At 62.6% G+C, this 22145-nt stretch carries 19 protein-coding genes; 1 reads left to right on the top strand and 18 read right to left on the bottom strand.

Going from position 1 to position 22145, the window contains the following annotated elements:
- Positions 1–29 precede the first annotated feature (29 nt).
- The 8 genes from OMP44_RS16965 to OMP44_RS16930 form a co-directional block, all read right to left on the bottom strand.
- Positions 30–1307, bottom strand: coding sequence for a hypothetical protein (locus OMP44_RS16965; RefSeq protein ID WP_280309868.1), 1278 nt, complete (start codon positions 1305–1307; stop codon positions 30–32).
- An 84-nt stretch (positions 1308–1391) separates the two neighbouring features.
- Positions 1392–2132 carry a WecB/TagA/CpsF family glycosyltransferase gene (locus tag OMP44_RS16960; RefSeq protein WP_133860419.1) on the bottom strand — a complete coding sequence of 247 codons (741 nt, stop codon included), beginning with the start codon at positions 2130–2132 and terminating at the stop codon, positions 1392–1394.
- Positions 2125–3000: a glycosyltransferase family 2 protein gene (locus OMP44_RS16955; protein WP_133860420.1), complete on the bottom strand. Its 876-nt coding sequence runs from the start codon at positions 2998–3000 to the stop codon at positions 2125–2127. The genes OMP44_RS16960 and OMP44_RS16955 overlap by 8 nt, the downstream gene beginning before the upstream one ends.
- Before the next feature lie 201 nt (positions 3001–3201).
- Positions 3202–5418 (bottom strand): polysaccharide biosynthesis tyrosine autokinase, encoded by a 2217-nt coding sequence (locus OMP44_RS16950; protein WP_133860421.1) that lies wholly within the window; start codon positions 5416–5418, stop codon positions 3202–3204.
- A 15-nt stretch (positions 5419–5433) separates the two neighbouring features.
- The gene (locus OMP44_RS16945) at positions 5434–5874 is read right to left on the bottom strand and encodes a low molecular weight protein-tyrosine-phosphatase (RefSeq protein ID WP_280309864.1); all 441 of its coding nucleotides are present in this window, start codon (positions 5872–5874) and stop codon (positions 5434–5436) included.
- Between the two features lie 154 nt (positions 5875–6028).
- Positions 6029–7438 carry an undecaprenyl-phosphate glucose phosphotransferase gene (locus tag OMP44_RS16940; protein ID WP_133860423.1) on the bottom strand — a complete coding sequence of 470 codons (1410 nt, stop codon included), beginning with the start codon at positions 7436–7438 and terminating at the stop codon, positions 6029–6031.
- A 470-nt stretch (positions 7439–7908) separates the two neighbouring features.
- Positions 7909–8121 (bottom strand): hypothetical protein, encoded by a 213-nt coding sequence (locus OMP44_RS16935; RefSeq protein WP_133860424.1) that lies wholly within the window; start codon positions 8119–8121, stop codon positions 7909–7911.
- Between the two features lie 138 nt (positions 8122–8259).
- Positions 8260–9468: a methyltransferase gene (locus OMP44_RS16930; protein WP_187980882.1), complete on the bottom strand. Its 1209-nt coding sequence runs from the start codon at positions 9466–9468 to the stop codon at positions 8260–8262.
- A gap of 288 nt (positions 9469–9756) precedes the next feature.
- On the opposite strand from OMP44_RS16930, the gene OMP44_RS16925 reads away from it, so the two are divergent.
- On the top strand, positions 9757–10620 hold the full coding sequence (locus OMP44_RS16925) for an isocitrate lyase/PEP mutase family protein (RefSeq protein WP_133860426.1): 864 nt from the start codon (positions 9757–9759) through the stop codon (positions 10618–10620).
- 3 nt (positions 10621–10623) lie between these two features.
- On the opposite strand, the gene OMP44_RS16920 is transcribed toward OMP44_RS16925, so the two are convergent.
- Genes OMP44_RS16920 through OMP44_RS16875 form a run of 10 tightly spaced genes read right to left on the bottom strand, consistent with a single transcriptional unit; the run spans position 10624 to position 22135 of the window.
- Entirely contained in the window at positions 10624–11823 is a 1200-nt protein-coding gene (locus tag OMP44_RS16920) for a glycosyltransferase family 4 protein (RefSeq protein ID WP_187980883.1), read from the bottom strand.
- Between the two features lie 45 nt (positions 11824–11868).
- Positions 11869–12186 (bottom strand): hypothetical protein, encoded by a 318-nt coding sequence (locus OMP44_RS16915; RefSeq protein WP_133860428.1) that lies wholly within the window; start codon positions 12184–12186, stop codon positions 11869–11871.
- Positions 12187–12223: 37 nt separating this feature from the next.
- On the bottom strand, positions 12224–13312 hold the full coding sequence (locus tag OMP44_RS16910) for a glycosyltransferase family 4 protein (RefSeq protein ID WP_133860429.1): 1089 nt from the start codon (positions 13310–13312) through the stop codon (positions 12224–12226).
- A 31-nt stretch (positions 13313–13343) separates the two neighbouring features.
- Positions 13344–14591 (bottom strand): glycosyltransferase family 4 protein, encoded by a 1248-nt coding sequence (locus tag OMP44_RS16905; protein ID WP_187980885.1) that lies wholly within the window; start codon positions 14589–14591, stop codon positions 13344–13346.
- The gene (locus tag OMP44_RS16900; RefSeq protein ID WP_133860431.1) at positions 14588–15586 is read right to left on the bottom strand and encodes a glycosyltransferase; all 999 of its coding nucleotides are present in this window, start codon (positions 15584–15586) and stop codon (positions 14588–14590) included. The genes OMP44_RS16905 and OMP44_RS16900 overlap by 4 nt, the downstream gene beginning before the upstream one ends.
- A 35-nt stretch (positions 15587–15621) precedes the next feature.
- Positions 15622–16152 (bottom strand): transcription/translation regulatory transformer protein RfaH, encoded by a 531-nt coding sequence (gene rfaH, locus OMP44_RS16895; protein WP_133860432.1) that lies wholly within the window; start codon positions 16150–16152, stop codon positions 15622–15624.
- 47 nt (positions 16153–16199) lie between these two features.
- Positions 16200–18413, bottom strand: coding sequence for a polysaccharide biosynthesis tyrosine autokinase (locus OMP44_RS16890; RefSeq protein ID WP_133860433.1), 2214 nt, complete (start codon positions 18411–18413; stop codon positions 16200–16202).
- 57 nt (positions 18414–18470) lie between these two features.
- Entirely contained in the window at positions 18471–19406 is a 936-nt protein-coding gene (locus OMP44_RS16885; RefSeq protein WP_133860434.1) for a glycosyltransferase family 2 protein, read from the bottom strand.
- Between the two features lies 1 nt (position 19407).
- Positions 19408–20943, bottom strand: coding sequence for a lipopolysaccharide biosynthesis protein (locus tag OMP44_RS16880; protein WP_273862563.1), 1536 nt, complete (start codon positions 20941–20943; stop codon positions 19408–19410).
- A 19-nt stretch (positions 20944–20962) separates the two neighbouring features.
- Complete coding sequence (locus OMP44_RS16875; RefSeq protein WP_133860436.1) at positions 20963–22135, bottom strand: DegT/DnrJ/EryC1/StrS family aminotransferase; 1173 nt, start codon at positions 22133–22135, stop codon at positions 20963–20965.
- Positions 22136–22145: the final 10 nt, after the last annotated feature.

Raw genomic sequence — 22145 nt, 5'->3', positions numbered from 1 at the left:
GCCCGGCGGACACCGGGCGGCACGAGGGATCAGACCGGGCGAGCCAGCTGGCTGCTCGGGCGCGGGTAGGGACTGCTGACGTAGGTCTCCGGGACGGACGCGGAGCTGTAGTGGTGCAGCGCGCGCAGGGCCTGGATCACCATCAGGTAGCAGATGGTGGCCTGGAGGTACTCGAAGAAGCCGGCCAGCGGCCAGATCACCAGCTGGGCCAGGGTGGCGGTCACCACGAAGCCGGTATCGGGGTGCAGCATCTTGGCCCAGCGATAGTAGAGGAACAGCGACACCGGGATGATGATGAAGGCCAGGAAGCCGAAGCGGAACAGGGTGCCGAACACCCCGACATCGGAGAGGAAGAAGTACTCGCCGAAATAGGGGATGAAGCCGTTGTTCCACATCAGCGACAGCGAGCCACTCGGCAACCAGTGGTTCTGGCTGAGGTGGGAGAAGATGTAGCCGATGGTCTGCTCACGCACGCCATCGGTGGGACCGTCCTCCACCGACTGGGCATAGAAGTCCAGATTCAGCCCCAGCACCTTCATCAGGTCCGGGAAGATGAAGAAGGGCGACAGCAGCAGCGTAGAGACGCAGATCCAGACGATGGACTTGCTCTTCAGGCAGAACACGGTGAAAACCAGCGCCAGCACGATCAGCTGCCGGGTCTGGGTACCAAACACCAGGGTCAGCAGGAAGGCCATGGCCAGCACGATGTGGACGGTCTTGCTGCGCGTCGAGCCATCGATCGGCGAGATGCCCTTGTTCCAGGTCTGGATGCAGTAGAAGTAGGCCAGGCACAGCGCCGGCGCACCGATGGAGGAACGGTCCGGGCGGTCGAAGGAGGACTGCTTGTCACGCAGGTCCGGCAGCACGCCGAACTTGAACATCCAGGCCATCACGGCGGCCAGCAGCGCGGTGATCAGCAGGGCCTTCTCGAATTGCGAGGCGGTCATGTTGCGACCGAGGAACATCAGGGTGGCGAAGCCGAAGCAGAACAGGATCCGCCGCTCCTCGATCAGGCCATAGATCAGCGGCTGGCCGTAGAACAGGAAGGAAAAGACCGCCGGCAACCCGATGAAGACCACCGACGAATAGACGGCGTAGGTCATCAGGATCTTGAATTCGCGCTGCTGGGTGCCAATGCTGGTCAGCAGGTAGAAGAAGGTGAAGGCCATGCAGATGGCCAGATACAGCTCGTTCAGATAGAGGATGCCGACCGGGTTGTGCGGGCTTTCGCCGAACACGTCCAGGTGCAGGATCAGCAACGGGATCAGGAGAACGAAGGAAACGGTACTTTTACGGAGAATGCTCATAGACCTACCCATCCAGACGGGACCACCGGACGGCTTGTCCGGTGGTCATCTTCCTTGCGGCTGAGAACGCTGCGGGGCAGCCACTCAGGTGCGTCGACTGCTGCGTTCCTTGAGATAGATGGGCAGGATGCTCAGCGCATCGTGCACGTAACGCTTGGCCAGCCGCTTGGGCTCCGAGCACAGCCGGTGCAGCCATTCCAGCCTGGCTTTCTGCATCCAGCGCGGTGCGCGCTTGACGGTGCCCACGGCGAACAGGATGGACGCGCCGATACACAGGCCGACACCGGTACGCTTGCTGCTGTCGATCTGCCGCGCGAGCTTTTCCTGACGCGGCGCCCCTACGGCATAGAGGATGAATTCCGACGGATTCTGCATCACGAAGTCGACGCATTTCTGCGTCTCCAGCGGATCGTTGATGAAGCCCATCGGCGGGTTGTAGTGCGCCAGCTGGATGTGTGGATACATCCGGCGCAACTTGCCGACGTCATCCTCGCTGGAGCCGATCAGTACCACCGACAGGCGCTCGTCGTTGGCCTTGCGCAGGATGCTCAGGGTCAGATCGCTGCCGGTGATGACCTCGGGCACGGCGACGCCCAGCGACTTGAGGATGGGCATCAGGATCCGGCTGTCGCAGATGCGCTTGCCGGCGCGCTGATAGGACTCGCGCATGTCGGCATTGCTCTGCAGCTGCACGACATGGTCGATGTTCGGCGTGACGATGTAGCTGTAGGGCCGATGGATGTCCTGGCTGATCGAGTTCAGCAACTCGTCCTTGGTACCGGTGAAGAAGTCGATACCAAAGGCTTGGGTGCGTAGGTTAGACATGCATCGTCGCTCCCTTGAAGGCGCCCTTGACGCCGGACCAGGCCAGTTTCGGATTCTTGAATTCCTTGAGCACGGTGATGCCGGACAGCAACACGGCGGAGACCAGTGCGTAGGGGGTACCGTGGAACTTGCGATTGAAACGGGTGGCCGCGCGGTTGCGGAAGTAGTGATAGAAGGCGCTACGTCCACCCGAGCTCATGGAGCCGTAATGATAGAGCTGGCTCTCGGGCGAAACCTTAAGGGCGACGCCCTTGCGCTTGGCCTGGTGCTGCCAGTCCACCTCTTCGGAGTACATGAAGTAGGCTTCGTCCATGAATCCGATCTCGGTCAGCAGGCTGGCGCAGAAAGCCATGCTGCACCCCATGATGTAGTCGGGTTCACGGTCCAGCTTGGAGATCTCGCTGACCTCGATGTCCTTGCCCAGCAGCTTGGACTTGCCCAGCAGCGGATAGAGGATGCCGCCGCCGTAGCACTCCAGGCGACCGGTCTGGGAGCTCAGGATCACCGAGCCGACGATGGTCTTGGGCGCGCGCTGCAGTTCGGCCAGCAATGGCGCGAAGGCATCGTCCTTGACGTAGGCGTCGTTGTTGACGACCCAGAAATGCTTGACCGCCAGATTGTCCAGCGCCCAGCGCATGCCGTAGTTGTTACCACCGGCATAGCCGTCGTTGCGCGGACTGGCGAGCACGGTGACCTGGCTCAGGCCGTTTTCGGCCTGCCAGCGTTGCAGGACGTCGATGGAGCCGTCCTGGGAATCGTTGTCCACCACCACCGTGTGATCGATGGACGGGCAGTGCTTGAGGATGCTCTCCACACAACTGATGGTTTCGTTGGGGGCCTTGTAGTTGAGCACCATGACTACGTTCATTGGCGTGTTCCTATTCTTCAGAATCATCAATCCGGTACAGCGTCGAGATCCAAGGCTGCCAAGCGTGGCCGGGTTCAGGAGCGAACCCTTCGAAATCGCTGTGTGAGGTAGTTTCTTGTTCGATGCGCCTGTACGAATACTGCCGCGATCCCTGAAGGGATTGGCTGGACGGCGCTCAGGCCGTCCAGCCGGGGTCGTGCATCAGCTCTTGGCGTCCTGCTCGTAGGAGTAGTGGTAGTTGCCATAGGAGCCGTAGTTACTGGCCTTGCGTTCGACGGCGTTGAAGATCACGCCCTTGAGCGGAATGCCGTTGAGGTCGAAGCGGCGCTTGGTCGCCTCAAGCTCCTTGACACTGTTCACGCCGAAACGTGCGACGATCAGGCTGGTACCGGCGTGGCTGCCGATGATGCCGGCCTCGGTCACCGCCAGGATCGGCGGGGTGTCGATGATCACGATGTCGTACAGCTCGCTGAATTTCTTCAGCACGGTGGTGAAGCGAAGGCTCATCAGCAGTTCCGACGGATTCGGCGGGAACTGGCCGCAGGAGACGAAATCCAGGCTGCCGACTTCGGTCTTCTTGATGGCGTCGTTCAGGGCGATGCGGCCACTCAGCAGATCGGACAGACCGTCCTGCTGCTTGGTGTTCATCAGCTTGTGCAGATAGCCCTTGCGCATGTCGCCGTCGATCAGCAGGACGCGCTGGCCGGACTCGGCGATCACCGCGGCCAGGTTCGAGGACACGAAGGACTTGCCGACGCCCGGGCTGGGACCGGAGATCATCAGGATGTTGTTCTTGGCCTCGATCATGGCGAAGTGCAGGCTGGTACGCAGGCTGCGCAGCGCCTCGGTGCTCAGATCGGTCGGATGGGTAATGGCGGTCAGCGAGGATTCGCCCGGCTGCTTGGTGCCCAGTACCTTGGTGGTGTCCGCCTGGTTCTTGCTGTAGGGGATCGAGGCGTAGACCGGCAGACCGATCTGCTCGATGGCTTCCGGGGTCTCGACACCGCGACGCAGGGTATGACGGGTGTAGACGATGGCCAGGCCGACGATGCCGCCGAGGATGATGGCGACGGCGATGATCAGCGGCTTGTTGGGCGCGGACGGATCGTCGACGTTGGCGTTGGCGTTGTCGATGATGCGGACGCTGCCCACGGTACCGGCGCGAATGACTTCCAGTTCCTGAGCCTTGTTCAGCATCAGCGCATAGGTCTGGCCGGTCACCTCGATGTCACGGTTCAGACGCAGCAGTTCCTGCTGGGTTTCCGGCAGCACTTCGACGCGCTTCTGCAGCTTGGCGCGCTCGGCCTGGAGTTGGCCCAGCTGGCTCATCAGCGCCTGGTAGGCCGGGTGCTGGCGAGTGAACTTGCGATCCATCTCGGTGCGCTTCAGGTTCAGCTCGGAGATCTGGTTGTCCAGGGCAACGGTCTGTTCCAGGACACCCTTGGTCTCGCTGTCGATATCGACCGACTTCTTGTTGGTCTGGTAGTAGTTCAGCGCGGACTGGGCCTTTTCCAGGTCGGATTTCACGACCGGGATCTGGGCACGCAGGAATTCCAGACTCTGGGTGGACTCGGCGGCGTTGCGATCGATGTTCTGCTGCACGTAGATGTCCGCGACTTCCTGGACGATGGCCTGGGCCTTCAGCGGATCCGCGTCCTGCAGACCGACACCGATGATGCCCGACATCTTGCCGCGCTCACCGGCGACGATGCGACCCTGGTATTCCTGGATGGTCTTGGAAAAACGCTTCTTCATGATGGTGAATTCGGTGCCAGGGCGAGCCTGCAGCGTAGTCACCTTGATCTGGTACCCGGCATTGCTCACCGGCTGGCCGAGGCCACCGTGCAGTACCACTTCGTCGTCGGCATTGAAGACGGTGAAGTTCTGGTTGTCCTCGACCTTCAGCTTCATCGGCTTGTCGAGGTTGCTGTCCGGTACTTCCAGCTGGTCGATGACCAGCTTCTCGCCGCCCCAGGCAAAGCTGTTCAGGCCGAGCAGGGGAGAGGCGACGTCAGTTTCATTCTGCGGATCGAAACGACGCGCGACGAAGTTGCCGATCAGCGGGAAGTAGCGCGGCTTGACCTCGATATCCAGCTTGAGGTTCTCGATCGCCTTGCCGATCACGGAGCGCGACTTGAGCAGCTCGATCTCGGTCACCGCCTCGGGCATGGGCGGCGGCATGCCGGTGGACTGATCGGTCAGTCGGGTAACGCCCTTCTTCTCCATTTCGATCTGGATCATGGCGTTGGACGAATACATCGGCGTGGCCAGGATGGCATAGCCGATACCGAGCGCAGCGAAAATGCCGATTACCGACAGGAGTTGCCATTTGTAATCGATCAACATACCGAAGAGTGCGGAGAAGTTGATATCCGACTCATTCTTAACTTCGGGAGTAAAGCGAGGCATCGTGGTCATGAAATTCCTTCTTCCCTATTTGATGTATGGAAGCCAACTGTCTACACAGCGCGTCAAAAGTATTTGGACATTTTGAAACATCTCTTTAGAAAGGCGATAAGGGTCTGGTACTTCTTGATTGCTCAACCATTTCCCGATCAGAAAAACCTTACCCCTGACTTCAGGAGCAATACTTTCGACGGAGCGTGAGTGGAACTCTTCCATGGTCAAAATCAAATCCGCCTTGCGCAGCATCTCTGCATCCGCCTGGCGAGCTTTGTGGGTCGTGAAATCGATGCCGTTCTCCCGTAGTAGTACCTCCTGAGCGGTCTTCTCGATGCCGTGGCCGACCAGCGCCCTGATGCCGGCCGAGCCGACCTGGACGTCACGGCCTTGCAAGGCCTTGGCCAGTAGTGCCTCTGCGACCGGGCTACGGCAGATGTTCCCTTCGCATACAACCAATATCGACTTGATCATTCTTCACAACCTTCCTGTTGTCCGGACAACAGGTATCGACGGCAGATAGCCCAGCAATCCCCTTGGGAGTTGCTCGCTGCCGATGTAATTAGAGTCAGGAGTCCAGGCTCCAGATCGTCGTGCTGAGCAGTGGGGCCAGCGGCCCCGGCCAGACTCAGTATGCGTTCTTATTGATGAAGCCTTTGAACAGCGTGAGGAAGATGATCTTGACGTCCCACCAGAAGGACCAGTGGTGGATGTAGTCCAGATCGAACTCGACGCGTTTCTGCATCTTGTCCAGGGTGTCGGTCTCGCCGCGCCAGCCGTTGACCTGAGCCCAGCCGGTAATGCCGGGCTTCATCTTGTGGCGGAGCATGTAGCCCTGCACCAGCTTGCGGTACTGCTCGTTGTGAGCGACGGCATGGGGGCGGGGACCGACGATGGACATTTCGCCGCGGAGTACATTAATGAATTGAGGCAATTCATCGAGAGACGTACGTCGTAAAAATGCACCAAACGGGGTGATCCGGGAGTCATTCTTGGTGGCCTGGGTGACCTTGGCGCCGTTTTCCATGACCTTCATGCTGCGGAATTTCCACACTTCGATCGGCTTGCCATCCATGCCGTAGCGCTTCTGCTTGAAGAAGATCGGACCGGGCGAGGTGATCTTGATGCCGATGGCGATGGCCAGCATGGGCAGGGAGATCATGGCGAGGATGATCGAAGCCAGCACGATGTCCTCGATACGTTTGACGATATGGCTGGCGCCATCCATCGGGGTATCGAAGATGCTGATGCTGGGCAGGCCGTCCAGGCTTTCGCTGCGGGCGTGCAGCAGGTGGAACATGAAGATGTCCGGGATGATGTACACCGAAGCCGTGGTGTCGCTCAGCTCCTGGACCAGCCAGTTGATCTTGCTCTGATCGGCCATGCCCAGGGTGATGTAGACCTTGTCGACCAGGCCGGAGCGGACGTCCTGCATGAGTTGGTCGAGGCCGCCATTCAGCGCCGGGCTGGGCACGCCTTCCTCACCGGTATCCTGGTTGTCGCTATAGAAGCCGGCAATGCGCAGGCCCATCCAGGGCGCCGTGCTGATGGTGTGCGCCAGGCGCTGGGCAACCATGCCGTTGCCGGCGATGGCGACATTGCGGGTATTGATGCCAGCCTTGCGCAGGGAGTGCATGATCGAGCGCAGCAGCACGCGATAGCCGCACAGGGTGCCCAGCGTCAGACCCAGCCAGCCCTGCATCACGCCAGGCGTCAGATAGGACTGATCGAAGAAGAAGTAGTCCACCATGAACACGGTCGCGAAGGTCAGCACCCAGTAGGTGGCGATCTTGAGCAGTTCATCGGTGATGCGCTCGCCGCGCCAGGAACCATAGACGTGGTTCAGCTCGGTGAGGAAGTGGAAGATCAGCAAGGACAGGAAGATGACGACCCAATGCTCGGGACGCATGCCGGTGTCCGACGCCCAGGTGCCTGCCACGTAGGCGCTCAGCGTGATCACGGCGAGATCGAGCAGGCGGTGTGCGAGCGAGATTGCCGAGGAATTCGTATGCAAAATGCCGCGTTCTTTCAAATTCATGGTTCCATCCTTGTGCGTATACCGTGCACGAACTTTCAACTGGGCGAGGCAGCTACCAGCGTATGAAATGTTCACTATGGCGCTCTAGGACCGATGACTGACCACCGATCGCTAAATGCCATGATGGCTGTAGCGACGTTAGGACTCGGCACTGATTAAGAGGTTCACACGGTAGAAAGGCCGGACGACGCTGTCGAGTTGCCCCAAATCAGGGCAAATAGCACGCCAGTCGGTCTGCGACGGGGGGAGGGAAGTGAAGAAGGGCGGAGTGCGTCACAACGCGGGCGGACGGCTGGCACACTTCTCTCGCATCAGGGTGCGATGAGTGGCTTGCCCGGGCAGCGGGAGGGAGTAAAACGTTCCGTCGGACTTTAATGCGGGATGCGGAAGTTGTGAGCTGGTTCGCCAAACAATGAGACAGCCAGACCGGTCAGGTCGGGTGTAGGCCAGTCCCTGGCCTGAAACACGCCTCAATGGCGATGGTGGGACTGAAAACTCAGGGGGGAATTGACGGGGAGGCTGGAGATCTTGGAATGCCAGGCTGAGTTTCTCGTGTTGTCGTGCGAGAACAGCAGGAACGACCAGCTGACAAGGAGGGAGGCCACCGCAAGCCAGGGCAGCTGGGCTTGGGCGAAGACGAGGCAACCGGCAACGCCGGTCCAAACGGGCAGGTAGTAGCGCATTTTTGTTATTCCTGCTTTTTTTGCGAGATTGCAACCTAACTATTGTGCAGACTTTGTGAGAAGTCCATCACCAAAAGGTATTTTTTACACTCCTCCGCTCAGATTCCGACAAACGTGCAGGGTAGAGCGGCTGTAGGCCTATACCAAGCGGCGTTTTTCCGCGGTCAGCAGCAGGTTTCGCGGTGTCAGACTGGCGGGACAGAAGGTCCCCAACCTCACACTGTAACCTTGCTCCTGTAGGAACAGCGCCTGGTCCAGCACCAGCCAGAGCTCCAGAGGACGCCGAAACAGACCGGGCAGCAGTTCGAGATTACGAACTTCTGCCAGCCGCTGGAAGCCCCGTTGTTCCCAGAGGGGCCAGTCGATCCCGGTGGGCAGCCGCAATCCCTTGCGCCGCGCCAGTTCCGCACCGAAGGCCGAGAAGGGCTGGCGCAGCCAGTGGCTGGGCAGCGGCGGCGTATTCAGATAGGTATCGCAGCCCCTGATCTCGCGCTGCAGGAGATCGAATCCCAGCCGGCGGGCCATGGACAGGTCTCTGTCCCGCCGCACCCGCTGCCCGCCGGTGACGGTTTCACAGAGGGCCAGGCGCAGGGCTTCCCGGTCCAGCCGCAGCGCCGAGGCCTTGGCCGGCACCGACAGCGGACCATATGCCGCGGCGGCGATGCGGTCATAGCAGCAGGGCGCCAGGGCCAGCTGCTGGCAGCCCCGTTCCGCGGCCACCCTGAGCAGCTGGACGTGCAGGTCGCCGCAGGCGTGCAGAGCGACGGGGGTGTCGCGACTGCCGAGCGGTGCTCCTGCAAGCGGCTGGAGCACATCGGCCTGATAATGGTGCACCGGGGTTCGAGCCCGGTGGCTGAGCCTTTCGCCCTCCTCGACGAGAGCCGCATCGACCTCCAGGCAGACGGCCGGCGCACCCTGATGGGTCAGGTGCCTGGCGAGGTGGCCCTTGCCCGCACACCAGTCGACCCAGCGCTGTACGGGTTGCTGAAAGTCCAGCGTGCGGGCGAAGGCTTCTATCTGCAGCCATTTGCGTCCGGGCACGTCGACTTCCTGCCTGCCAGGCCGATCGCGACCGGGCTGCGCCTGGCGCTCCTCGACCTGACCCAGCGCCAGCGAGGTGGCGGCCAGCGAGCGGAAGGGTTCAGGTGCTTCCAGCAGCTGGGGAGTATTATGGGCCGCCTCGGCCGCTTCCAGACTGCGGGCCCGCAGCCAGCGGGCCAGATCCGGATGGCTCGATTCCCAGGCCAGTTCGCGTTCGACGAAGGGTCTGGGCCGCCACAGGTGCTGATGCCGGGTCAGAAAGAGATCCAGGGCGGTGAAGCGGTCTAGCAAGTCGGCGGCAAGCATGATGGCATTAGGCAATGACGGGATTGGCAGGAAGGCAGGGCCTGGCCACTATTGTCACTTCGCCCAGGCAGACTTGGGTATCGAAATTTCCGGCGCCCGGCTGCGCCAGCTGAGCCTTGCTCGACGACATTCGGACCCTGGCTTCCGGTAGCTGAAGCGCGTGAGGCCGAGCGGTGACCGTGAGTCAGCTTGATGAATCGATTTATCTCAAAGCCGGACATCTGGTCGTGTCACCACTACTTGTCGCGCTAACATTGTCTGTTCGGTATATCCCAGAAGGAAAATCCTATGAAGCCAACCTCCCCGCACAAGCTGCGTCTAGCGTTCAGATCCCTGCTGAAATCGGACAGTTGCTACCACACGGCGTCCGTCTTCGATCCCATGTCGGCGCGCATCGCCAATGATCTCGGTTTCGAAATGGGCATCCTTGGCGGGTCGGTGGCTTCCCTGCAGGTGCTGGCCGCGCCGGACTTCGCCCTGATCACCCTGAGCGAGTTCGTCGAGCAGGCCACGCGCATCGGTCGGGTCGCCCGGCTGCCCATCATCGCCGACGCCGATCATGGCTACGGCAATGCGCTGAACGTGATGCGCACCATCACCGAGCTCGAACGCGCCGGGGTGGCTGCCCTGACCATCGAGGACACCGTGCTGCCGGCCGGCTATGGCCGCAAGTCCACCGACCTGGTGAGCGTCGAGGAAGGCATCGGCAAGATCAAGGGCGCGCTGGAAGCCCGTATCGACGAAGCCCTGAGCATCTTTGCCCGGACCAATGCCACCGAATTGAGCACCGCGGAAGTCATCTCCCGCACCAAGGCCTACGAGGCCGCCGGCGCGGACGGTATCTGCATGGTCGGCATTCGCGATTTCGCGCACCTGGAAGAGATCACCCAGCACCTGAGCGTGCCGGTGATGCTGGTGACCTACGGCAATCCCCAGTTGCGTGACAACGCCCGCCTGGCCAAGGCCGGGGTGCGGGTCGTGGTGAACGGCCATGCCGCCTACTTCGCGGCGATCAAGGCGACCTATGATTGCCTCAGGGAGCAGCGCGACATCACCGCGTCCGACCTGTCCGCATCGGAACTCTCCACCAAGTACTCGACACTGCAGGAGTATCGAGTCTGGGCGCGGGAATTCATGGACGTGAAGGAGTAACCATCAGGCCGTGCTCAGCGAACTCGGCTGCAGGCCCTTGCTGGGAAAGGGCGTCACGATGTCCAGATCCAGGTCGGCGGGCAGGTGCAGGGCGGCGATCCGGGCTTCGACGAAGGCGCGCATTTCCTGACGGAAGCGCTTGGTGGCGAAGCGCTCGGCATTCTGCCGGCACGCCTGCTGGCTGATCGGTGTTTCCAGGGCCTCGAACTGGCGCACGGCGGCGCATAGCGAGGCAGCGGTCTGCTCCGGATAGAAGACGCCGGTCGGCTGTTGCGTATCCAGGCCGCGCACGGTTTCCAGGACGCCACCCCGGCCATAGGCGATGACGGGGGTACCGCAGGCCTGGGCTTCGATGGGGGTGATGCCGAAATCTTCCTCGGCGGCAAAGACGAAGGCCCGCGCCCGGCGCATGTGATCCAGCAGGCAGTCGAAGTCCTGGTAGCCCAGCATGGTGACGTTGGGGCCGGCGACTTCCTTGGCCTTCTCGAATTCGGGGCCGGCGCCGATCACCACCAGCTTCTTGTCGGGCATCGAGCTGAAGGCTTCGACGATCATCGGCATGCGCTTGTAGGGCACCATGCGCGAGGCCGTGAGATAGAAGTCCTCCTTGCCGCCGCTTGGGGTGAAGCGACTGATGTCGACCGGCGGATAGATGACCTTGGCTTCGCGGCGATAGGCCTTGCTGATGCGCCGGGCGATGAAGTGGGAATTGGCGACGAAGGCGTCCACGCCAGCGGCGGTGCGCTGATCCCAGATGCGGACGTAGTGCAGGATGACGCGCGCCAGCTTGCCCTTGAGGCCGCGGTCGAGACCGGCTTCCTTGAGGTACTGGTGCTGCAGGTCCCAGGCGTAGCGGATGGGCGAGTGGACGTAGCTGATGTGCAGCTGGTCCGGACCGGTCAGGACGCCCTTGGCCACCGCATGGCTGCTGGAGATGATCAGGTCGTAGCCGGACAGGTCGAGTTGCTCGATGGCGTGCGGCATCAGCGGCAGGTAGGTCTGATAGCGCTTCTTGGCCTGGGGCAGGCGCTGGATGAAGGTGGTGGTCGCCTGCTTGCCCTGCAATTGCGCCCGATCCTCGTCCGAGAGGAAGTCGATCACGCTGAACAGGTCCGCCTCCGGCCAGATGTCGAGCAGTTCGGCAAGCACGCGTTCGGCGCCAGCAAAGGTTACCAACCAATCGTGAACGATGGCGATTTTCATGTCGTCTTCCTTAAGCGTGAAATGAAATCAAGTGCTGGTGCTGATTCATGGAGTGCGGGTCTTTCTGGTCACTGCATATCCCCAGGGCAGCCGGGTGATCTCGATGCTGTCCGAAGGGCTGTCGAGCTCGTGCAACTTGATGGTTGGGCTTTGTGCAAAGACGGTGTCTGTTGCAGGCGTTTCGCAAGCAGCGGCGTTATCCGGACATTCCGCGGTCGCTGCCGCGGTGTCGTCCGAGCCGCCTTGCAGTAGGTGGCATTCAGCGACCTGAAGGACGCGCCCGGACGTTCTCGTGTCGTTGTCGAGCGTCAGGGGTACCGAGGAGCGGCTCTGGCCTGCCATGGCGTTGCTTGTCTCTTCCATGAGTTCTTGATCGCTGAATTATTGTTCTGTGGTCGTTTCAGGCGGCCCTGGCCGTGGTCTTCGAGGAGCTCGCCAGGGCGCTGTCCAGCAGGTCGGAGACCTTGCTGGCCGAGGTCTGCCAGTTGAAGCGCTGGATGTTGGCCAGGCCCTTGGCGCGGAGCGCCTCCCTGAGCGGTGCGTCCTGCAGGATGGTGCGCATCGCCTGGGTGATGCTGGCCGTCTCGTAGGGGTCGAAATAGAGGACGCTGTCCTGCAGCACTTCCGGCATGGAGGCGGTATTGGCCGAGATCACCGGGCAGCCGCAGGCCTGGGCTTCGAGGGGCGGGATGCCGAACCCCTCGTAGAGCGACGGAAAGACAAAGGCGGTGGCCTGGCGATACTGGCGCGCCAGTTCGGCATCGTCGATGCGGCCGAGCAGCTTGACCCGCGGATCCCTGGCGGCCAGGGTCGCCAGATCGCTCTGGCCGAACACGGCGTGGCTGTCGCCGACGATACGCAATTCGACCTTGAGGTCCCGCGGCAGGGCGGCGAAGGCTTCCAGCATCCGCGAGAAGTTCTTGTGGTAGCTGGGCGAGGACACCGCCAGCAGATAGGGGGTATCGGCGCTGTCGATTCGCGGCGCCAGGGTGAAGGCGTCGGCGACGGCATTGGGTACGACCGTGATCGAGTCGCTCGGGTAGCGATAGAAGCGCGAGATCTCGTCCCGGGAGAATTCACTCACGGTGATCAGGGCATTCGAGCGCTTGAGCAGCATGGGGATCAGGCAGCGGTACGAGGTGCGGAATTTCCACGAGTAACTCTCGGGAAAGCGCACGTAGTTGATGTCGTGGTGGGTGGCGATCTGGTTGGTATAGAGCAGCGGCGCCGTGCTGCACAGCGACAGCAGCAGGGGGCTGCCCTGGCTCTTCAGCCAGTTCGGCAGGTCCCATTGCTCCCAGCGCTGGCCCTGGCGGGTGCCGATGATCTCGATGTTCAGCCGCTTGGCCACGTCGGGCCTGACGACGCCGGGCGGCGCGACGAAGCGCAGGTCGGATCGCAGCTTCGCCAGCTCCAGCGAGATGCATTCCGCGAAGCGCTGGACGCCGCGAAGATCCTGGGTGATGAAGCGGGAATTGACGATGATCATGATTCTGCCCGTTGCCGTGACCTGGGGTGGATCAGTTGGAAAGCTGTGTGTGAGGTACGTGAAGCTGCTTGGCGGAGCCGTGTTGCGCCTTGCCCAGGACGTCCTCGAAGAGCGCCAGGTACTGGTCGAGCATGGTGTCCATGCTCAGCAGGTCGGCCACCGCGGTGCGACTCAGCAGACTCAGTCGCTTGCGCAGCTCGGCATCGTCATGCAGGCACTGCAGGGCGCGGCCCAGGGAGTCGCGGTCGTCAGGGTTGCAGAGCAGGCCGTTGACGCCATCGCGGACGATCTCCGGCAGGCCGCCCATGCGGCTGGCGATGACCGGCTTCTGGAAGGCGCAGGCCTCGACGGCGACCATGCCGAAGGGCTCGGCCCACAGCGACGGCGCGACGAAGACGTCGATGTTCTGGTAGAAGGCCTCGGGCTTCTGGTAGCCGACGAAGCTGACCTTTTGCGGATCGGCCATGGCCTTGAGCTGGGTTTCGTAATCCAGCTGGCCCTTGCCGGCGATGGTCAGGGTCGCGTTGAGCGACAGCCGCTGGAACTGCTCGATCAGCCAGCCCACGCCCTTGTTCTCCGACAGGGTGCCCATGTAGCCGAAGCGGACGACGCCGTCCGGACTGGGGGTCGCGGTCTCGGCATTGCTGCCGGCGATCAGGCTGGCGTTATGGATGACCTGGCGCGGAACGCCGCCGAAGTAGCCCTTGTTGACGATGGTATCCAGCAGGTAGCGACTGACGCCGACGACGGCATCCACCTTGGCGGACTGCTCAGCGTGGGGCCGGCGCAGGGCCGCGCAGCTGCCACAGAGTTTCTGGCAGCTCTGGCCCTTCTTGAACAGGGTGTTCTTCGGGCACAGCAGGTACATGTCGTGCAGCACCTGCACGATGGGGACGCCGCTGGCGCGGATCTCGTCCCAGGCCGCGACCGACCAGCCGGACAGGTTGTGGCACACCACCAGGTCCGGCTTTTCCTGTTGCAGCACCTGGCGCAGGGGCGCCCGCATCGCGCTGTTGTACTGGTCGCGAAAGTGCCAGCCGAAGCGCGCCAGCGGACCGGGGCGCTGCTGGGTCAGGGGCCAGTAGAAATTCTTCAGCCCGGCGCGATAGACGCGCACGTCGTTCACCGTCTCCTGCCGCACACCCTGCTCGGGACCGGTCACCAGCACGGCCACGTCGTGACCGCGCTGCTGGAAGCCTTCCACGCTGCGTTGCAGGATGAGCTCCGCGCCACCGCCCACATGGGGCGGATAGAAGCTGTTGAGAAAGAGCAGTTTCATAGCGGATAGCTGCGGTTTATCCCCAGCGCGCCGGTTTCGCCGTCCTGGACCGCCTGCCGGATCAGCGCCAGGCGCTGACGGCTCTTGTCGTCACGGGCGAACCACTTGAGCAGGGTGTGGAAGACGTAGCGGTTGAGGCTGTACATCGGCCGGGAGCTGGCCCAGACGTTCTTGTCGAACCAGGCCTGGTTGCGCGCGGCGTAGTAGGCACGGAAGTCCGAGCCGGCCTGCAGGTAGTTCTGGTAGACGTTGCTGGTGCCTTCCTTGATGTTCCAGGAGTGCTCCAGTTCTTCGAGTTCCGCCTCGGTGACCATGAACAGCTTTCCGCCGGCCTGGGTGATGCGGTAGGTGTACTCGGTGTCGTCGGAGTAGAGCACCAGCTCGCGCAGGGGCAGGCCGATGCGCTCATAGAGGCTGCGGTGGGCGAGCATGCCGCCATAGGGGGCGAAGGGCAGCTCGACTAGGGCTTCCGGCTGGCCACCGCGCGGACGGCCCCAGGGCAGGCGGCGCCAGATCTTGTAGGGTATGCGAGCCACGTGGAAGCCGAAGTAGCTCGAACGCGGCTGGGTGATCATCCGGGTCGGGATGCACTGGGCGATATCGGCCTGCTGGGTCGGCCGGTAGCCGAGCACGGCGACCTTGTCGCGACCGTGGATGGCGCCGAGTTCGTCGAGGCGACGGTGCAGCACGTCGAGGGCATCGCCCAGGGGCGCGTTGTCGTCGTCCATCATCCAGATATGGGTGGTATCGGTGGCCAGGGCGGCTTCCAGGGCCACGGCATAACCGTTGGCGGAACCGGTGTTCTCGCTCAGGTTGATCACCTTGACCTGACCGGGCCAGCGGGTTTCGAGGCTATCCAGCGACACCGTGGCCGCATTGCTCACCACGACGACCTGGTGAATGGTGCGTTCGGCCAGGGCGCGGGTGACCAGCTGCTCCAGATAGCCGAGGCGATTGCCGTAGGTGACGGTAACGACCGTGGTCTTGCATTGCATGAACAAATTCCTCCAAAGGGCCTTACAGTTCTTGGTCAGGCGCGCAGCCGCTGGTTGACGGTGGCGACTGCCGACAGTTGATCAAGAGCGACGCTGACCCGTTGTTCGCGTTGCAGGATGCGCAGCAGGATGATGGCCCGCTCGTTGCCATCGGCACTCAGGAACACGGCGTCCATTTCCAGCTCCTGGCTGTACTGCACCCGCACGGTCTCACCGGGCTGATGGCTGGGTGCAGGTTCCGCCAGCGCGGCGAGGCGCTGGCGGATGTCGTCGATGATGCCTTCGCTCACGGCCGTCGGCTGGGTGCCGAAACTGACGATCCGATTGACGCCGCGCGTCGAGCGGATGGGGTACCAGTTGTCGTTCACGTCGTTGAGCTGAATGAACAGATACCCCGGGAACAGCGACTCGCTGCCGCTCGCGCGACTTCTGCCGGAGGCCTTGCGCTCGCGCTGGGGCCGGAAGCAGACGTAACCCTGTCTGCTCAGGTTTTCTTCGGCGCGGACTTCCTGATTGGGCTTGGTCTGCACCAGATACCAGTGACCGGCGGGATGGGCGAGCGTCATGGGCGAGTTCCTTCTCTAGGGGCAGTCAGGTGCGGCGGAGCGACGTATCAGGTACGGGGGCCGTATTCGTAGTAGCCGTAGACGCCATCGTCTTCCATGGACGTCGAGGCCTTGCGCTGCACGCCGTTGAGGATGGCGCCCTTGATGGTGATGCCGTTCTGGGCGAAGCGACGACGGGAGTTCTCCACCGCCTTGAGGGTGCTCTGACCGAAACGGGTGACCAGCAGGGTGGTGCCGGCGAGGCGACCCACCAGGGCGGCATCGGTCACCGCCAGGATCGGCGGGGTATCGATGATCACCAGGTCGTAGAGGCTGCCCACTTCGTCCAGCAGACGGGAGAAGTTGGCGTGCATCAGCAGCTCCGAGGGGTTCGGCGCGGCCTGGCCACAGCTGATGATGTCCAGTTGGGCGATACCGCTCGGCACGATGGTTTCACGCAGCTTGCTGCGACCGGTCAGCAGTTCGGACAGGCCGGCTTGCGGTTGCAGGCCGAACACGCGATGCAGATAGCCCTTGCGCATGTCGGCGTCGATCAGCAGCACGCGCTGACCCGACTGGGCGACCACGGTGGCGAGGTTGCTGGAGACGAAGGATTTGCCGACGCCCGGGGTCGGGCTGGAAATCATGATCACCCGGTTCTTGGCTTCCAGCATGGCGAAGTGCAGGCTGGATCTCAGGCTGCGCAGGGATTCCACCGCCAGGTTGGCCGGTTGCACCACGCTCAGCAGGTTGGGTTCGCCGGTACGGGTCTTCTTCTTCAGGCGACGATTCAGGCGCTCCTGGTCCTTGGTGAAGGGCAGGGTGGAATAGACCGGCAGGCCGATCTGTTCGACGGTGTCGGGATTCTCGATGCCCTTCTGGAAGGCCTGGCGGACGAAGACCACCACCACGGAGGTCACCAGACCCAGCAGCAGCGACAGGATCAGCGCGATCTTGCGATTGGTGGCCGGCTCGTCGAGGTTGACGTCGGCGTTGTCGACCAGGCGCACGTTGCCGATGGTGCCGGCGCGGATGATGTCCTGTTCCTGGGCCTGGTTCAGCAGCAGCTGATAGGTCTGGTTGGTGACCTTCATGTCGCGGTTCAGGCGCAGCAGTTCCTGCTGGGTGCTGGGCAGGGCTTCCACCTTGCGCTGCAGGCTGCGTTTTTCCACTTCCAGCTGGGCGAGCTGGTTCAGCAGGGTCTTGTAGCTGGGGTGATCGCGGGTATAGAGGCGATCGTATTCGGCCTGCTTGAGCTTGAGCTGGGAGATGGAGGTGTCGAGGGTGACGATCTTGTCCAGGACGGCCTTGGTTTCCAGGCTGATGTCCACGGAGCGGCTGTTGGTCTGATAGTTGTTCAGGGCCGCTTCGGCGCTTTCCAGATCCTTGCGCACCGCCGGCAGCTGGCCGCGCAGGAAGTCCAGGCGCTGGGCGGCTTCCGCCGAGCTGCGCTCGACGTTCTGCATGACGTACAGGCGGCTGATCTCGGACAGGACGCTCTTGGCCAGGTCGGGATTCTCGTCCGCCAGGGACAGGTAGATGATCCCCGACTCCTTGCCGGCTTCACTGGTCTTGATGCGATTCTGATAGAGCTGCGCGGTGGTGATGACGCGATTGCGGGTCACCTTGAATTCGGTGCCGGGGCGCGCGGTCAGGGTCTTGATCTGCATGCGATAGCCGTTACCGGCGGCCATCTGGCCGACCTGGCCGTCGAGCAGCGGCTGCTTGTCCTTGTCCAGCAGGCGATAGCGACCGTTGCTGCCGGCGACCACCGTCAGGGTCTCGCCGTACATGTCGTCCGGGACGTCAAACTGGAAGACGTCGATCTGCTCGCCGCCCCAGGCGAAGCCGCGCAGTTGCGGCCAGCTGTCCGCCAGCTGACCTGGCTTCTCGGCTTCGTAGTGGCGCCACAGGTAGTGGCCGATCAGCGGGAAGAAGCGCGGCTTGGCCTCGATGTCCAGGCGCAGGTTTTCCACGGTCTTGGTCAGCACCGCGCGCGACTTCAGCAGCTCGATCTCGGCCACGGCCGGCGAGGCCGAATTGGGTCGCACCACGGTCTCGGCAACCGCCGTGAGCGCATTCTTCTTGGGTTCGATCTGGATCATCGCCCCGGCGACGTACTGCGGGGTGGACAGCACGGCGTAGGCGATGCCCACGGCCAGAAAGCCCGCGGTGATGCCCGCGATCAGCTTCTTGTGGTCAAGAAGCGTGAGGGCCATCGTCTTGAGATCCAGATGTTGTTCTTCGTGTTGTTCGAACGAAGAGCGCTGCATGACGGTCATTGGGGTCCCTTCCTTTTAGCTGGATACCTGGCAGCCGGAAAACTGCTCTGTGTAAGTTCAGTAGGTGACGCGTTTGGGGGCGAAGCGTCGGCCGATGTTGAGGGTGATGTTGCTTACCGCCCGCAGAAGCGCCTTGACCTTCTGCGTCGGTGGAATCGAAGACAGCGAAAGACTCAGTACCTGGCGCAGGAAAAAGACATGCAGGTCGCGCTCGCCCAGCCGGTAGTAGTAGTTGGCCAGGCAGTACTGGGTGTGGAGATCCATCTGCAGGCGCTTCTGGCTGGCACGCATGGAAAAGATCCCGCCCTCGTGCACGCGGTAGGCGGCGGGGCGGATCTCGTCCATGAACTTGCCCTTGCCGTGGGCACCGAGCAGCGACCACCAGACGATGTCCATGAGCGCAGCGGTTTCCAGCTCCGGCGGCAGTTCCCGCAGGACATTGCGGAAGCAGGCGGTCAGGGTGGACAGCGGCAGGGCCTTCTTCAGGTCGGTTTCGCTGCGGTCGTAGTGATCCTGGCCACCGAACCGCTGCGGATTGACGATCCCCTTGCTGTTGAAGGCATAGGACGCATGGAAGGTCAGGGCGTAGTCCCGGTTGTTCTCCAGGAAGTCCACCTGCAGCTGCAGCTTGCGCGGATCGTTCCAGTAGTCGTCGCCTTCGCAGTAGGCGATGTAGTCGCCGCGGGCGTGCTGGAACACCGGCATGCCATAGGGCTTGCCCTGGCTGTACTGGTTTTCCTTTTGCAGGATCAGGCGGATCAGCCGGGGATAGCGACTCTCGTAGTCCTTGAGAATTTCCCGGGTGCCATCGGTCGAGGCGTCGTCGTTGACGATGATCTCGAAAGGAAAATCGGTCTGCTGGCGCAGGAAGCCGTCGATGGCCTGGCCGATGTACTCGCGATGGTTGAAGGTCAGGCAGACGATGCTGGCGACCGGCCGACTGCAATTCGTCGGCCAGTTCTTCATGATCTCTGCTTCGGTCCGAGCGTCCATGTCAGATACCTGCTTTGTAGAGTTGGGAAAACAGGCGCGAGCGGGTCTGTTTCGGAGAACAGAGCACGTAGCTCAGCGCCATCAGCACCAGGGTCAGGCCACCGCCCAGGGCGAGGGTGGCCAGGATGGCGAACCGCTCCTGCGGTTGAATCTCTTGGTACAGCAGCTTGCTCAGGCCCACGCCGATGGCGGTCACCACCACGGCCACCAGCAGGTCCTGGTTCCAGTAGCGCTGCAGATTCGGCGCGAAGCGGCCGTGGACGATCATCGGCCAGATCACGAAGGGGATCAGGCGCATGAAGAACCAGGCCAGCGCTGCGCCATAGGCGCCGTAGTGCAGGACCACCAGGATCACGATGGGCACCGAGATGGCCGCGGATACCAGGCTGTACCAGACGTGCAGGCGCAACTTGCCGTAGGCGTACTGCAGATAGAACTGGAACTGGCTCAGGGCGAGCAGCGCCGAGCCCAGGGCGTACCAGAACAGGATCGGCTCGCTCCAGTGGGCGGAGACCTTGTCGCCGGTCCAGGCAAAGACCAGCGCCTCGCCATGGAAGGCCACCATGGCCGCCAGCGGCAGCAGGATGGCGAAGGCGAAGCGCGCCGCGTTGCGATAGAGCCGTTCCAGTTCGAGCGGTTTGTCCTGGGACACCAGCACCGTCATGCGCGGCAGCAGGGCCTGTACCAGCGGGTTGGTCAGGGTGACGATGCCGGTGGAGATCAGCGCCACCAGGCTGAAGTAGCCGTACTCGGCCAGGGGCAGCGCCTTGGACAGCACCAGCTTGTCGAGCTGGGTCAGGGCGATCCACAGGATCGAGGTAAAGGACATGCTCAGGGCGAAGGGCACGATGGGCTTGACCCGCTGCCAGTCGAAGCCGCTCCACCAGGTGGGGTTGGGCAGCAGCCGATAGGCCTTGAGCGCATAGACCAGCATCTCGAACACGGCGACGAAGGCCTGGAACACGAAGAAGTCCAGCGGCTCCTGGGAAATCCACATCACCAGGATCAGGCCGCCGAAGTAGCGGACGGTGGCGATCAGCACATTGACCAGATTCAGCCAGCCGTGCAGCTCGACCCCCTGGACGCCGCTCTTGTACAGCGTCGACAGCAGGCGGAAGGCGATCATCAGCCCCATCAGGCCGATGCAGTGGGCCACGGTCTCGGTGGGCAGCCCCTGGACGTTGAGCCAGTGACCCGCCATCCACTCCGAGTTCAGCTCGATGGCGACAAAGGCCAGGGTCGCCAGGGGGATGAAGATGAATTCCAGCGAGCGCAGCAGCTGGCCGCGGGTGCGCCCGGCGCCGGTCTGGCCACGGCCATGGGCGACATCGCGCACCAGGGACGCGGAAATGCCGACGTCGAGGAGTTGCAGCCAGGTCTGCAGCACGGCGAAGAAGCCGATCAGACCATAGGTTTCGGCACCCAGATGACCGAGATACATCGGCTGGATCAAGATGCCGATCAGCAGCGCATAGGCTTGGCCGGCATAGTTGATCAGGGTGTTGCGCAACACCGACACTTTCGCGGGACTGGTCATGGGAGATAGCGGGCCAGGGTCAAGTTAGAGCAGGAGAGGAGTCGCCGGGAAAATCCCAGCTCGGCAGCAGCTGTGCCGGGGTGATGAGTGCCCGCAGGGATTCCATGCTGGTCTTTTTCTGCTGCGCGAGGAGCAGGGTGTCGATCAGCAGGTCCTGGGTCGCCTGCGGCAGGTCCGGGTAGAGCGGCACGCAGAGGATGCGGTGACTCAGCTTGCGCGAGACCGGCTTGATCGCCTGGGGCTGCAGGTAATCCAGGGTTTCCAGCGACGGATAGAAGTAGCGGCGCGGATTGATGCCGACGGCGTTCAGCGCCTTCTTGGTATCCAGCAGACTCGGCTCGTCGCGCAGGGCCACCGGGAAGTAGCTGTAGTTCAGCTGGGTGCCGTAGGTGGGCCGCTGCAGGTCGAAGGCGCCTTGCAGGCGTCTCTCATAGTGCTGACCGATGACGGCGCGGCGGGCCAGGATGTCTTCCAGCTCGTCGAGGATGCACAGCCCCATGGCCGCGGAGACCTCGTTGAGCTTGGCGTTGATGCCCACGCCTTCTATGCGCTCGGCATCGACGATGCCGAAGTTGATCATGCGGCGGACGCGCTCGGCGAGCTCGTCGTCTTCGGTGATGATCGCGCCGCCTTCGATGGTGTGGAACAGCTTGGTGGCGTGGAAGCTGACGGTGGTGATGTCGCCCCACTGCAGGACCGAGCGGCCTTCGAACAGGGTGCCGAAGGCATGGGCGCCGTCGTAGACGACCTTCAGGCCGTGGCGGTTGGCGACCTGCTGCAGGCCGCGCACATCGCAGGGATTGCCGAACACGTGGGTGGCGACGATGGCCGAGGTGTCGTGCTCGATGGCGGCTTCGACGTTGGCCGGATCCAGGTTCCAGGTTTCCGGATGGATGTCGGCGAACACCGGCCGGATCCCTTCCCAGTGCAGGGTGCTGGTGGTGGCGACGAAGCTGAACGGCGTGGTGATGGCGCTGCCGGTCAGGCCCAGGGCGCGGTAGGCGACCTGCAGGGCCAGGGTACCGTTGTTGACCAGGATGATGTTTCTGACGCCCAGGTAGTCGCGCAGACGCTCTTCGAGCTGAGCGTGCAGAGGGCCCTGGTTGGTGATCCAGTTGTTGGCGTAGATCTTGTCGATATACGCCTTGAAGCGTTCCTTATCGCCAAGGTAGGGCTTGGTCACATTGATCATGATCCGGTAC

Origin of the sequence: Pseudomonas flavocrustae (assembly GCF_029872515.1) — a bacterium.
Taxonomy (GTDB): domain Bacteria; phylum Pseudomonadota; class Gammaproteobacteria; order Pseudomonadales; family Pseudomonadaceae; genus Chryseomonas; species Chryseomonas aestiva.
Note: the sequence above shows the minus strand (reverse complement) of the source record. Positions and strands in the feature narration are given on the sequence as shown.